This window comes from Nocardia sp. NPDC060259, from assembly GCF_042728775.1.
Taxonomy (GTDB): domain Bacteria; phylum Actinomycetota; class Actinomycetes; order Mycobacteriales; family Mycobacteriaceae; genus Nocardia.
Genome location: NZ_JBHXAY010000030.1, coordinates 31175 through 43900 on the forward strand (window position 1 = coordinate 31175; position 12726 = coordinate 43900).

The 12726-nt window shown below is 69.4% G+C and carries 9 protein-coding genes; 6 read left to right on the forward strand and 3 right to left on the reverse strand.

Annotation, left to right across the window (positions count from 1 at the left end):
* Positions 1-21: 21 nt before the first annotated feature.
* A complete protein-coding gene (locus tag ACFWF2_RS14525) occupies positions 22-1662 on the reverse strand; it encodes a GMC oxidoreductase (protein WP_379307937.1) in 1641 nt (546 codons plus the stop codon).
* Between the two features lie 180 nt (positions 1663-1842).
* Positions 1843-2601: a sulfite exporter TauE/SafE family protein gene (locus ACFWF2_RS14530; protein WP_379307938.1), complete on the reverse strand. Its 759-nt coding sequence runs from the start codon at positions 2599-2601 to the stop codon at positions 1843-1845.
* 275 nt (positions 2602-2876) lie between these two features.
* Between ACFWF2_RS14530 and leuA the strand changes: the two genes are divergently transcribed.
* A complete protein-coding gene (gene leuA / locus ACFWF2_RS14535; protein ID WP_379307939.1) occupies positions 2877-4676 on the forward strand; it encodes a 2-isopropylmalate synthase in 1800 nt (599 codons plus the stop codon).
* A gap of 349 nt (positions 4677-5025) precedes the next feature.
* Positions 5026-6702, forward strand: a complete 1677-nt coding sequence (locus ACFWF2_RS14540; protein WP_379307962.1) for an AAA family ATPase — start codon at positions 5026-5028, stop codon at positions 6700-6702.
* A gap of 80 nt (positions 6703-6782) precedes the next feature.
* Here ACFWF2_RS14540 and ACFWF2_RS14545 read toward each other — a convergent pair whose 3' ends face one another.
* A complete protein-coding gene (locus ACFWF2_RS14545; RefSeq protein ID WP_379307940.1) occupies positions 6783-7682 on the reverse strand; it encodes a LysR family transcriptional regulator in 900 nt (299 codons plus the stop codon).
* A 71-nt stretch (positions 7683-7753) separates the two neighbouring features.
* On the opposite strand from ACFWF2_RS14545, the gene ACFWF2_RS14550 reads away from it, so the two are divergent.
* The 4 genes from ACFWF2_RS14550 (at position 7754) to ACFWF2_RS14565 (ending at position 12698) form a co-directional block, all read left to right on the forward strand.
* Positions 7754-8674, forward strand: coding sequence for an EamA family transporter (locus ACFWF2_RS14550; protein ID WP_379307941.1), 921 nt, complete (start codon positions 7754-7756; stop codon positions 8672-8674).
* 188 nt (positions 8675-8862) lie between these two features.
* Positions 8863-10620, forward strand: a complete 1758-nt coding sequence (locus ACFWF2_RS14555) for an FAD-dependent oxidoreductase (RefSeq protein WP_379307942.1) — start codon at positions 8863-8865, stop codon at positions 10618-10620.
* A 99-nt stretch (positions 10621-10719) separates the two neighbouring features.
* On the forward strand, positions 10720-11346 hold the full coding sequence (locus tag ACFWF2_RS14560) for a hypothetical protein (RefSeq protein WP_379307943.1): 627 nt from the start codon (positions 10720-10722) through the stop codon (positions 11344-11346).
* Between the two features lie 116 nt (positions 11347-11462).
* Positions 11463-12698 (forward strand): MurT ligase domain-containing protein, encoded by a 1236-nt coding sequence (locus ACFWF2_RS14565; protein ID WP_379307944.1) that lies wholly within the window; start codon positions 11463-11465, stop codon positions 12696-12698.
* Positions 12699-12726 lie beyond the last annotated feature (28 nt).

Consider the following 12726-nt stretch of genomic DNA (forward strand, 5'->3'; position numbering starts at 1 on the left):
CGCCGCGGTATCGGCGAGTGTTCAGCGACCGGCGGCGACGATCGCGGCGATATTGCGTTCGGCCAGCGCGGTGATGGTCAGCGACGGGTTGACCGTCGCGGTGCTGCCCGGGATCGCCGCGCCGTCCATCACGTAGAGGCCGGGGTGCCCGTGCACGCGGCCGAAGGCATCGGTGGCCTTGCCGAGCACGGCGCCGCCGAGCGGGTGCGCGGTGAACTGGGCATTCGCGTCGTAGCCGAGCGCACCGTATTCGGCGATGGCCCCCGCGCGTTCGGCGATCCGGCGATCGACCGCGCGGGCCGCGCCGACGACGGCGTCTTGGGCGCCCGCCGACCAGCTCAACCCGACCCTGCCCGACGCGGCGTTGTAGCCGAAGCGGGTCCTGGTCGAATCGAGCACCATGCCCAGCGAGGCCAGCGCGCCGGTCTCGAACGGGATGCCGGGGATGTACCAGTTCTCCAGGGTCAGCGGAACGGTCGACCCGTCGAAGATCCGGCTGGCGCTCGGCACGCCCTGGCCTTGGCCTGCCACACTGCTCGCGCCGCGGGCGAGCGCCACGTCGCCATTGGTGCCCCAGCCGTCGCCGATGTGCTCGTTGAGGTTGGGCAGCGCACCGGTCGCCTGGGCGCGGACAAGCAGCTCGGATGTTCCGATGGAACCGGCACCGAGGAACAGCTGGTCACAGGTCAGAGTGCGGGTCCCGAGGAACTGACCGGACGGTGCCAGTTTCGTCACGGTGACCACGAACCTCCCGCTCGCCTCCTGGGCGATGCTGTCGACCCGGTGGCCTGGATACACCTGGGACTTGCCGGTCTGGGCGGCGTAGCGCAGGTAGTTCTGGTTCAGGTCGAACTTGGCGCCGTTGGAATTGCCCAGGTTGGAGCGGGCGGCGGTGGCCGAGGCGCGGGAGGTGCCCGCGAGCTCGCTGCGCAGCACGTCCCAGGTGAAGATCGAGTCGTTGGGCAACGGCTGGTAACCGGCCGCGCGCACCTGGTCGTCCCAGGCGCGCGAATGCGCGAACGGCGAGGCGTGGTAGATGTCGGCCGGCATCGGGTCGAGGCGCAGCATCTCGCGCACTCGCGGGTAGTAGACGCGCTCGAGCTCGCCGTAGTCGACGACGCCGCCGAAGACGTGGTCGAACAGCTTGCGCTCGGGCGCGATCATCGCGCCGCTGAAGATCACCGAGCCGCCGCCGACCGCGGCCGCGCGCCACACATCGATCCCCTGGAACTCGGTGACGTCGAGAACGCCGCCGAACGTGCCGAAACTCATCGGCACCTTGTTGACGCCGGTGAAGGTCGTGCGATGCCAGAAGCCGCGGCCGTCGGGCAGATCGTCGCCGGTGAAGATCTCGCGCCACGGGTCGTTGGGCCAGCGTGAGCCGCGCTCGAGCACGGTGTTGGCGACCCCGGCCTCGGCCAGCCGCAGCGCGGTGACGGCAGCCCCGAAACCGGAGCCGATGACGATGGCCTGCGTATGCGCCGGTGCGTCCGGGATCGGTGCGAAGATCTCCGGCACCCAGGACTGGAACATCGCTTCCCGCGGATCAGCCGCCGCCACCGGGTTCGTCAGCGTTGCCCCCACGGCACCGGCAAACGTCGCCAGTCCCGCCGCCTTGAAAAAGGCACGTCTGTGCACCAGGCCACCTCCCTCATCACGCATGGCCGAGCGCAGGATACCGCGTTAAACCGACAAATCGCCCCGTCAGTGCGCCATTTTGTCGCATCTCACGAATGCGACCCAGCCCGCACGACCCGACCTCGAGGAGGGTCCGCCGCGCAGCGGCGGTCGCGGCCAGCGGGACAGGAGGGGCCGCGACTCGAGCGCGCCAGCGCTCCAGAACTACAGCAGGCGGACGACCGCGATGGTGCCGACGATGACGATCACCGCGCGCAGCACGTTCGGCGACAGCTTGCGGCCGACCCTCGCGCCCAGCTGGCCGCCGATGATCGAGCCGACCGCGATCAGCGCGACGGCCTGCCAGTTCACCTCGGCGATGAAAATGAAGATGATCGCGGACACCGCGTTGACGATCAGGGCGAGCACGTTCTTCACGCCGTTGAGCCGCTGGATGTCCTCGTGCACGAACACGCCGAGCAAGCCAAGCAGCAGCACGCCCTGCGCGGCGCCGAAATATCCGCCGTAGATGCCGGTACCGAACACCGCGACCAGCAGGATCGGCCCGCCGTGCTCGGGCGCCGCTGCACCCTCCGCCCTGCGCGCCTTCACCCAGGCGGCCAGGCGCGGCTGGACGATCACCAGGATCAGCGCGGCGATGATCAGGACCGGGACGATCGCCTTGAAGGCCTCGGCGGGCATGGTGAGCAGCAGGATCGCGCCGGTGATGCCGCCGAGCAGCGAGGCGGTGCCCAGCTGCAGCAGCCGCGACCGCTGCCCTTCCAGTTCGCGCCGGTAGCCGATGACCCCGCTGATCGAGCCGGGGACAAGGCCGATCGTGTTGGAGACGTTCGCCGTGACCGGCGGCACACCGAAGGCCAGCAGCGCGGGGAAGGTGATGAGGGTGCCGGATCCGACGATCGTATTGATGCCACCCGCGGCGATACCCGCCGCGAAAATGGCCACTTGCTGCAACCAGGTCATCCGAGTTCCTTAGTGCCGTCTCGTCGGACGCGATGTCCGTACAAGCGTGCGAATCGCTGCAAACGGTACCGGCTGCAAGCTACCGCCCGGTTTCTTCCCCAGGCCGCGTACCAGCGAAGCAAGGCACACGGTAAGCTAGCTGGATCATGCAGCGGGCACTTCTTCTCGGCCGCCGCGACGGGTTCTGATACGGACCGGCTCCCGTCGCGGGGTTCCAACGCGCCGGTCAACCCGCTCCCACCAGGGAATCAACCACACCCCACGGAGAAACTTGCATGTCCTCGGCTGACGCATTCGTATCCGCTTCGCGCACCATCACGGCCCCCGGTAAACCCGCTCCGGCCGACCAGCCCGCCTGGAACAACCAGAAGAACTCGTCGATGCCGTCGTTCCGGTACCGGCCCTACGCCGAAGAGGTCGAGCCCATCTCGGTGCCCGACCGCACCTGGCCCGACAAGATCATCGACCGCGCGCCCGCGTGGTGCGCCGTCGACCTGCGCGACGGCAACCAGGCCCTCATCGACCCGATGAGCCCGGCCCGCAAGCGCCGCATGTTCGACCTGCTGGTCCGGATGGGTTACAAGGAGATCGAGGTCGGCTTCCCGGCCGCGAGCCAGACCGATTTCGATTTCGTCCGCGAGATCATCGAAGACGGCGCCATCCCCGCCGACGTCACCATCCAGGTGCTGACCCAGTGCCGCCCCGAACTGATCGAGCGCACCTTCGAGGCGTGCAACGGCGCACCGAACGTGATCGTGCACTTCTACAACTCCACCTCGATCCTGCAGCGTCGCGTGGTCTTCCGCGCCGAGCGCGACGCGGTGAAGAAGATCGCCACCGACGCCGCCGCGCTGTGCCTGGAGATCGAGAAGCGCTACCCCGACACCGCGTGGCGCTACGAGTACAGCCCGGAGTCCTACACCGGCACCGAGCTGGACTACGCGCTCGAGGTTTGCGACGCGGTCTCCGAGATCATCGCGCCGACCCCCGCGAAGCCGCTGATCATCAACCTGCCCGCGACCGTCGAGATGGCGACGCCGAACGTCTACGCCGACTCGATCGAGTGGATGCACCGCAATCTGGCCCGCCGCGACTCGATCGTGCTGTCGCTGCACCCGCACAACGACCGCGGCACCGCCGTGGCCGCCGCGGAGCTGGGCTACCAGGCAGGCGCCGACCGCATCGAGGGCTGCCTGTTCGGCAACGGCGAGCGCACCGGCAACGTCTGCCTGGTGACCCTGGGCATGAACATGTTCTCCCGCGGCATCGACCCGCAGATCAACTTCTCCGACATCGACGAGATCCGCCGCACGGTCGAGTACTGCAACCAGCTGTCCGTTGCCGAGCGTCACCCGTACGGCGGCGACCTGGTCTACACCGCGTTCTCCGGCAGCCACCAGGACGCCATCAACAAGGGCCTCGACGCGATGAAGGCCGCCGCCGACGCGCAGGACGCCGACGTGGCCGACATCGTCTGGGAGGTCCCGTACCTGCCGATCGACCCGAAGGATGTCGGCCGCACCTACGAGGCCGTCATCCGGGTGAACTCGCAGTCCGGCAAGGGTGGCGTCGCCTACATCATGAAGACCGATCACGGCCTGGTGCTGCCGCGCAGGCTGCAGATCGAGTTCTCGCAGGCGATCCAGGCGATCACCGACGGCGAGGGCGGCGAGGTGACGCCCAAGGAGATGTGGGACGTCTTCGCCACCGAGTACCTGAACCCGATCCTGCCGCTCGAGCGGATCAAGCAGACGGTGACCGCGGCCGAGACCGACGGCGGCGTCGACTCGATCGTGGCGACCGTGAAGGTCGACGGCGCCGAGCAGGAGATCAGCGGTTCCGGCAACGGCCCGCTGGCCGCCTTCGTCGACGCGATCGCGACGGTCGGCTTCGACGTGCGGGTGCTCGACTACAGCGAGCACGCCATGTCCGCCGGTGACGACGCCCAGGCCGCGGCCTACGTCGAGGTCGCGATCGGCGACAAGGTCGTGTGGGGTGTCGGTATCGCCACCTCGATCACCACCGCCTCGCTGCGCGCGGTCGTCTCGGCCGTCAACCGCGCCACGGCTCGCTAGTTTCTCGCTACGAAGGCCGGGTCTCCACAGGGTGGGGATCCGGCCTTCGTCGGCTGTGGATAACTCGAGCCCTGTGGACAACTCTGGTCCGACCGGATCTGCTTCGCCGCGAATCCCCCGGTTGAGCTGGGCTCATGGCTGTTCGCAGCCGCCGTCGGGCCCGGCCGCCCCCGACACGCGAAGATTGGCCCCGTGCTAGCGTTTTGGTGCACATTCAGCGCCGAGCTTCCTGCTCGTTCAGCGAGCAAGTGGGGGAACTGTGACCAACAACGACCATAATCCGACCTCTCCGCCCTGGCTGCAGAGTCCGTCGGCAGAGACGGCCGACGCTGCGTCCGGTCCCGCCGGCGTGCAAACGGTGGCCGACGACGACATCGAACCCGCCGAGACTCCCGCCGAGCAGGCAGGCGAGGCCGCCGAACCGCAGCCCGCCGAGGCCGGCGCCGAACCGCATGTCGGACTCGCCGAGCAGACTGTTTTCCACCCCGGTGGTTTCGTGCCGGGCCCCTTCGCCCAGAGCGGGTATCCGGGCGCGCCTGATCCGTATCAGAGCGGTGGCGCGCATCCCCTGGCGCACGCGCCGGAGCAGCAGCCGTGGCAGGGTCAGCCCGGTCCTGGCGGTCCCGAGCAGCAGCCCTGGCCGGGTCAGCCCGCACCCGAGCAGCCCTACCCCGGCCCGCACGCGACCGGCGAGCAGCCGTATCCAGGCGCGCCTGGCCCGTACCCCGGCGCCCCCGAACAGCCGCAGTACCCCGCTGCCGAGCAGCCGCAGTTCCCCGGTCAGGAGCAGGTCGCACCGCAGGGACCGCAGTCCGAGCCCATCTACAGCTGGGCCCCTCCGCCGCCACCGGCGTACCAGCCGCCGATGCAGGGCGGGATGGCCCCCGGTCAGATGCCCGGTCAGCCGGGTCAATTCCCCGGGCAGCCGGGTCAGCCGGGTCCGCTGGTGCCCCCGCCCGGTCAGCAGTGGCAGGGCGGAGCGCCCCAGCAGCATCAGCCGTTCCAGCCGCAGCATGTGCCCGCGCCGGGCCAGCCCGGTCATTCGGTCAACGACCTGAACCTGCTCAAGCGGGCGCGCAAGGCGCCGCGCAGCGGGTGGCGGCGAGCCGTGCACAAGGCCTCCGGTGGTGTGATCAACCCCGGCGAGTCGGCGGCCGACATCGTGCACCGCGATCTGGGCGAGCGGGTCAACCAGCCCGTCCGCGGTGACTACCGGATCGCGATCCTCTCGCTCAAGGGCGGCGTCGGCAAGACCACCACCACGGTCGGTCTCGGCTCCACCTTCGCCACGCAGCGTGGTGACCGCGTCATCGCCATCGACGCCAATCCCGACCTGGGCACCCTCGCCCACCGGGTGCCGCGCCAGACCCGGTCGACGGTGCGCAACCTGCTCGAGGACCAGAACATCACCCGGTACTCGGATGTCCGCGCGCACACCTCGCAGGCCCCGAGCCGCCTGGAAGTGCTTGCCTCCGAGCAGGATCCGGCCGTGTCGGAAGCCTTCAGCGAGGCTGATTACCGCAAGGCGATCGGCATCCTGCAGTCGTTCTACAACATCATCCTCACCGACTGCGGCACCGGTCTGATGCACTCGGCGATGTCCGGTGTCCTCGACATGGCGAGCTCGCTGGTGCTGGTCACCTCCCCCGCGATCGACGGCGCGCGCAGCGCCTCGGCGACGCTGGACTGGCTCGATCACCACGGCTACAGCAAGCTCGTCGAGCGCACCGTCGTCGTCGTGAACGCCTCGCGCCGTGGCGCGTCGACGGTCGACCTCGACCAGCTGCGCAAGCTGTTCCTCGACCGCACCCGCGCCGTGCAGATCGTCCCGTTCGACGATCACCTGGCCGAGGGCGCCGAGATCGACCTCGAGCTGGTCAGCAAGCCCACTCGGCGCGCGCTGCTCGAGCTGGCCGCCATGGTCGCCGACGACTTCGGCTACCACGGCCAGCAGCAGGGTCAGCAGTTCCCGCCGCAGGGTCAGCCGTACCAGGGACAGCCGCAGTACCAGCCGGGCCAATTCTGAAATAGCCGACCGCACACGCCTGCCGAGGTGGATGCCGCACCTGGCAGGGGTGGCGGCCGGTGCCGGTCCGCGCGGCTACGTCAGCTCGCGCTGACCTCGCGCGCCGCGGACTCGAACGCATCGAGCACCGCGGCGATGGCGGGGCGCCGGTGCGCCTGGGGGCGGGTGACGAGGTCGTACACCCGCGCCGCCCGCACACCCGACAACCGCAGCACCGACAGCGCGGGATGCGCGACCGCGAAGCGCGGCATCAGCGCGACGCCGTATCCCGAGGCCACGAGCGTCTCGATCACCCGGAACTCGTTGAGTCGCTGCGCGATCCGCGGGCGAACGCCGGTGATGGTCGCGATGGATTCGAGCACGTCGTCGACGGGGAATCCGCCGCGCACGCTCACCCACGTCTCCTCGGCCAGCTCTTCCGGCCGCACCGAACTCCGGCCTGCCAGCGGGTGGGTCGGCGCGACGACGACGTCGATCGGTTCCCGCATCAGCACCTGCGCCGCGAGCCGCGGCCCGGTGGGCGACGGCGCGCGTTCGTCACGATGGGTGAGCACGATGTCGTAGTCGGCCAGCAGTTTCGCCGCTTCCGACGGCGGCAGATCCTCATCACCCGCGACGATCTCGACACCACTTTCCGCGAGCGCGGTCAGCACGGGCGGCAGCAGCAGCGCAGCACCGGACGGGAACGACGCCACCCTGACCTGCCCGCGCGGTGAGCCGCGATAGTGCGCCATCTCGGCGGTGGCCCGCTCCATCGCCGCGAGGACATCGTCGGCGCGCAGGACCAAGGCCTGTCCGGCATCGGTGAGCCGCACCCGCCGACCATCGGGTTCGAGCAGCGCGACCCCGGCTTCCCTGGCCAGCACCTTCAACTGCTGCGAGACCGCCGACGGCGTCATCGACAACGCCTCGGCGACGGCGGCGACCGTGCCGCGGTCGGCCAGCTCCCGCAGAATCCGCAGCCTGTCGATCGAAAACATGAAGTAAATCTACTTTATTCATCCACTTTTATTCGATTGTCCTGATGCTTTGCGCACCGCACGATGAGGGCGTGACCTCCCGTGACCGCCTGCTCGGACTGACCGTCGTCGTGCTCTGGGGCCTGAACTTCCTGGCCATCCGGATCGGCCTCGACCACTTCCCGCCCTTCTTCTTCGCCGCGCTGCGATTCGCCGTCATCGCGGTTCCGGTGCTCGTGTTCATCCCGCGTCCCGCCGTGCGCACCCGCTGGCTGCTGCTCTACGGCACCGGATTCGGCATCCTGCAGTTCGCCTTCCTGTTCACCGCGATGCGCGCTGGCATGCCGACCGGGCTGGCCTCGCTGGTGCTGCAGTCCTCGGCGCCGTTCACCGTGGTGCTCGGCGCGGTCCTGCTGCGCGAGCGGCTGCGCCCGGTGCAGGTCGCCGGGCTCGCGGTGGCCGTGCTCGGCATGGTCGTCATCGGTGCCGATCGGCTGGCCGATGCCACGCTGCTCCCGGTGCTGCTGACCTTGGCGGGTGGATTGGGCTGGGCGTTCGGCAACATCGGCGCGCGTCAGGCAGGCGCGGATTCGCCCGGGTTCGATCCACTGCACCTGACGCTGTGGATGTCGGTGGTTCCCGTCCTGCCGCTGCTGGCGCTGTCGATGACTGTCGAGGGGCCTGGCACCGGCGTCCGCGCGCTCGGCGCGGCAGTCTCGACGACCGACGGCCTGCCCGCGCTGGCCGCGCTCGCCTATATCGCCATCCTCGCGACGGTGTGCGGATCCGGCCTGTGGACATATCTGATGAGTCGCTACCCGGCGGGCACGGTGGCGCCGTTGTCGCTGCTCGTGCCGGTGGTCGGCATCGCGGCGGCCTGGGTGGTGTTCGACGAGGAGCCGTCGGCGGCCGCCCTGATCGGCGGGGTGATCGTCATCGCGGGCGCGTTCGCCGCGACGACCACCCGGCGGACGCCGGACCCCGCGCCCGACCGAAGCCTGGTCCAGGTCTAACGTCCAATTCAGCGCACGATCACCGAGGCGCTGGCTAGCATGTGACCGATCGCGCGATGCGTTTCCGCGCGACCGGTCGGTTTTGAGCTCGGGCGAACGACGCACAGGTCACAACAGCCAGGTCTTCGCCGCGCTCTACAGTGATAGCAAATCGCAGGCAATACTCGAACAAGGCAGCTGAACAGCATATGGCGGAACAGCGGTTGCCCGTATCGCGGAGAACCTTTCTTCGCGGCACGGTCGCAGCGGGGGTGGTATCGGCGGGGGCCGTGGCGGGAGCCGGTGTTGCGCTCGGCGCACCCCCCGGCCGCCGGGTCGCCGTCCTCGGCGGCGGTGTCGCCGGGCTGACCGCCGCCCATGAGCTGGCCGAACGCGGTTTCGAGGTCACCGTCTACGAGGCGAGGGCCTTCGGCGGCAAGGCCCGCAGCATCCCTGTGCCAGGCACCGGGCGCGACGGCAGGCCTGATCTGCCCGGTGAGCACGGCTTCCGCTTCTTCCCCGGCTTCTATCAGAACCTGCCCGACACCATGCGCCGGATTCCGGTCGCAGGCAATCCCGACGGCGTGTGGAACAACCTGATCACCGTGCCGGAGGCCAGGTTCTCCCGCCGCGACACCGACGACATCCTGCTCACCCTGCCCGACGGCTTCGCCGCACCGACGACGAATCCCGACGCCATCAGGGAGACGCTGGCCGCCACCATCTCGACGCTGTCGAAGATGCCGCCACCGGAGGCCGCGTTCTTCGCCAACCGGCTGCTGGTGTTCAACAGCAGTTGCGACGCGCGCCGCTTCGGCCAGTGGGAGCACACCTCCTGGCACGACTTCGTGCGCGGCCACCAGCGCTCGCACGAGTTCCGCGCGATCGTCTCGCGCTCGCTCACCAGCATCATGGTCGCGGCCAAGGAGAATCTGGCCAGCACCCGCACCATCGGCAGCATGGGCGAGCAGTTCCTCGGCAACCCGCTCGGCCTCGGCAACGACGGCGGCCTGGACCGGGTGCTGAACAACGCGACCAATATCGCCTGGATCGACCCGTGGGTCGACCATCTGCGCGGGCTCGGCGTCCGCTTCGAACTCGGCGCCAGGGTCGAGGAACTCGTGGTGCGCGACAAGCGCATCGGCGCGGCGCGGATCACCGATTCCGCAGGCGCCCGCACCGTCGAGGCCGACTATTTCGTCGCCGCGATGCCGGTCGAGCAGGTCAGGAAACTCTGGTCGCCCCAGGTACTCGAGCTGGCGCCGGAACTGGCGGCGACCGAGCGCCTGTTCGTCGACTGGATGAACGGCATCCAGATCTATTTCCGCACGCCGCTGCGTATTTCGCGCGGGCACGCGGCGTTCGTCGATTCACCGTGGTCGCTCACCTCGATCAGCCAGAACCAGCTGTGGACGCGCAAGCTGCCGTCGTTCGGCGACGGCACGGTGGCCGATTGCCTGTCCGTCGACATCTCCGACTGGAATTCCCCGGGCATCCTGTACGGCAAGCCCGCCGTGGAATGCACGCACGAGGAGATCTTCCGGGAGGTCTGGGCCCAGCTCAGCGCCCATCTGAACGACCGCGAACAACTGCTGCGGCCCGCCGACGTCCATTCCTGGTTTCTCGATCCGGGAATCACCTGGCAGGGCGCCAGGAACGCGAATGCCGATCCGTTGCTCATCAACACCGCGGGCTCGTGGGACGCGCGGCCCGAAGCACACGGCTCGATCGAGAACCTTTTTCTCGCAGGCGATTACGTGCGCACCGATATCGACCTGGCGACAATGGAGGGCGCGAACGAGTCCGCGCGCGCCGCGGTCAACGCGCTGCTCGACGTCGCGGGGTCATCGGCCCAGCGCTGCCGCACTTTCCGGCTGCGCCGCACCCCCGAACTCGAGCCGCTGCGGGTGATCGACGCCGACCGCTATGCCAGGGGAATTCCCAATATGTTCGACGTCGATATGTGATCTGTCATGACGACCAGAACGCGCGTTGCTTCTGCGCCCGGTTAGGCCGACAATAGCCACCGTCGGTGGCGAATCACGGTGTTAGCGGGGGGATTTCTGGTGAATCTGCGTGGATGGCGTGCGCTCGGGCCGATCGCCGTATCGGCGGCCGCTCTGGCCGGCTGTGGACCGGTCGGCCCGCCCGGCATCAACTTCGGCGGGGCGGCGCCCGCGACCACAGCCATCACCGCGACCCTGCCCGCGACCGACGCCAATTGGCCCGACGCCTGCGCGGTGCTCACCGATGCCGAGATCACCGCGATCCTGCCGCAGGCCACGAATCTCACCCGGACGCCGCAAACCGTGCAGCTCGTCGGCGAAACGGTGCGCAATATCGCCCAGGGCGGCTGCCTGTTCACCTTCGATCTGCCCGACCTCCCCGATTCCTCGGACAACGCCAAGATCACGGTGACGTTCTCCTCGGTGGGCGAGGAAGCCGCCGTCGCCGCCCACTACGCCGACATGAAGCGCTTCACCGGCGACCCGGTGGCACCGGAGTGGGGCGCCACCGAATGCACCTACGGCAAGATCATCGAATCCACGGTCGCCTGTTACCGGGGCAACTTCGCCTTCTCGGTCAGCGGCGACTCCACGGTCGGCGGCCTGGACAACCCCGCGCGCTTCCAGATCTGGCGCGACGAGGTCAGCGCCGAAGTGGTCCGCACCCTCGTCGCGAGGATGGGCTGACAGAGCTCCCGCTCGTCGGGCAAGCGGTCCGGCTCACGTCTCCGGCCAGGATGGGCTGACAGAGCTCACACCGCTCCCGCACGCGGCCCGCGACGTCGCGCACATAGACTCGCGGCGTGGCAGACATCTCGGTGCGTGGGCGCCTGGCTTTGCGAGCGGCGGCGGCAGCGTCGTGGGCTTCGCAGAAGGCGGGCCGCGGCAAGGGTTCGATGATCGGCGGCCTGATCGCCTTGAAGATCGACCCGACGATCATGACGCAGCTCGGGCGCGGCAGGCGGACGGTGCTGATTACCGGCACCAACGGCAAGTCGACCACCACCAGGATGACCACCGCGGCGCTAGGCACGCTCGGCCAGGTCGCCACCCAGGCCGACGGCGCCAACATGGACGCGGGCATCGTCGCGGCGCTGAGCGTACACCAGGGTGTGCCGCTGGCCGCGATCGAGGTCGACGAGCTGCACCTGCCGCACGTCAGCGACGCGCTCGACCCGGCGGCCGTTGTCCTGCTGAACCTGAGCCGCGACCAGCTCGACCGGGTCGGCGAGATCAACATGATCGAGCGCAAGCTGCGTGCCGGGCTGGCCCGTCATCCCGACACCGTCGTCATCGCCAACTGCGACGACGTGCTGGTGGCCTCCATCGCCTACGACCACCCCAAGGTCGTGTGGGTGTCGGCGGGCAGCGGCTGGGCCGTCGACGCGACGAGTTGTCCGCGCAGTGGCGAGCCGATCGTCTGGGAGGGCGAGAACTGGCGCTCGACCGGCGCCGATTTCCATCGCCCGCAGCCGGATTGGTGGCTCGAGGGCGAAGACCTGTGCGGTCCCGACGGTTTCCGCGCTCCCCTGCACCTGGCGCTGCCCGGTCGCGCCAACCGCGGCAATGCGGCGCAGGCGGTCGCCGCGGCAGTGGCGATGGGCGCCGAGGCGACGAAGGCGACCGACGCCACCGGCACCGTGCGCGAGATCGCGGGCCGCTACCGCACCGTCACCGTCGGCGAGCACGACGCGCGGCTGCTGCTGGCCAAGAACCCCGCGGGCTGGCAGGAAGCGCTGTCGATGATCGAGCCGACCTCGGCCGGTCTGGTGATCGCGGTCAACGGGCAGGTGCCCGACGGCGAGGACCTGTCCTGGCTGTGGGACGTGCGGTTCGAGCACTTCGAAGGCGTGCAGGTCGTGGCGGCCGGCGAACGCGCCACCGACCTCGCGGTGCGCCTGACCTACGCCGGCGTCGAGCACACCCTCGTGCCCGACCCGCTGCGCGCCATCGCCTCCTGCCCGGCCGGGCACGTCGAGGTGCTGGCCAACTACACCGCGTTCCGCGATCTCAACCGTGACCTGGAGGCACAGGCATGATCGGTCAGCGCCCGGAGGCGGCAGCCCG

Bases quoted from the DNA above. Each gene is read 5' to 3' on its own strand.
- ACFWF2_RS14525 (WP_379307937.1), bottom strand. From the start codon at position 1,662: ATGCGTGATGAGGGAGGTGGCCTGGTGCACAGACGTGCCTTTTTCAAG.
- ACFWF2_RS14530 (WP_379307938.1), bottom strand. From the start codon at position 2,601: ATGACCTGGTTGCAGCAAGTGGCCATTTTCGCGGCGGGTATCGCCGCG.
- leuA (WP_379307939.1), top strand. From the start codon at position 2,877: ATGTCCTCGGCTGACGCATTCGTATCCGCTTCGCGCACCATCACGGCC.
- ACFWF2_RS14545 (WP_379307940.1), bottom strand. From the start codon at position 7,682: ATGTTTTCGATCGACAGGCTGCGGATTCTGCGGGAGCTGGCCGACCGC.
- ACFWF2_RS14555 (WP_379307942.1), top strand. From the start codon at position 8,863: ATGGCGGAACAGCGGTTGCCCGTATCGCGGAGAACCTTTCTTCGCGGC.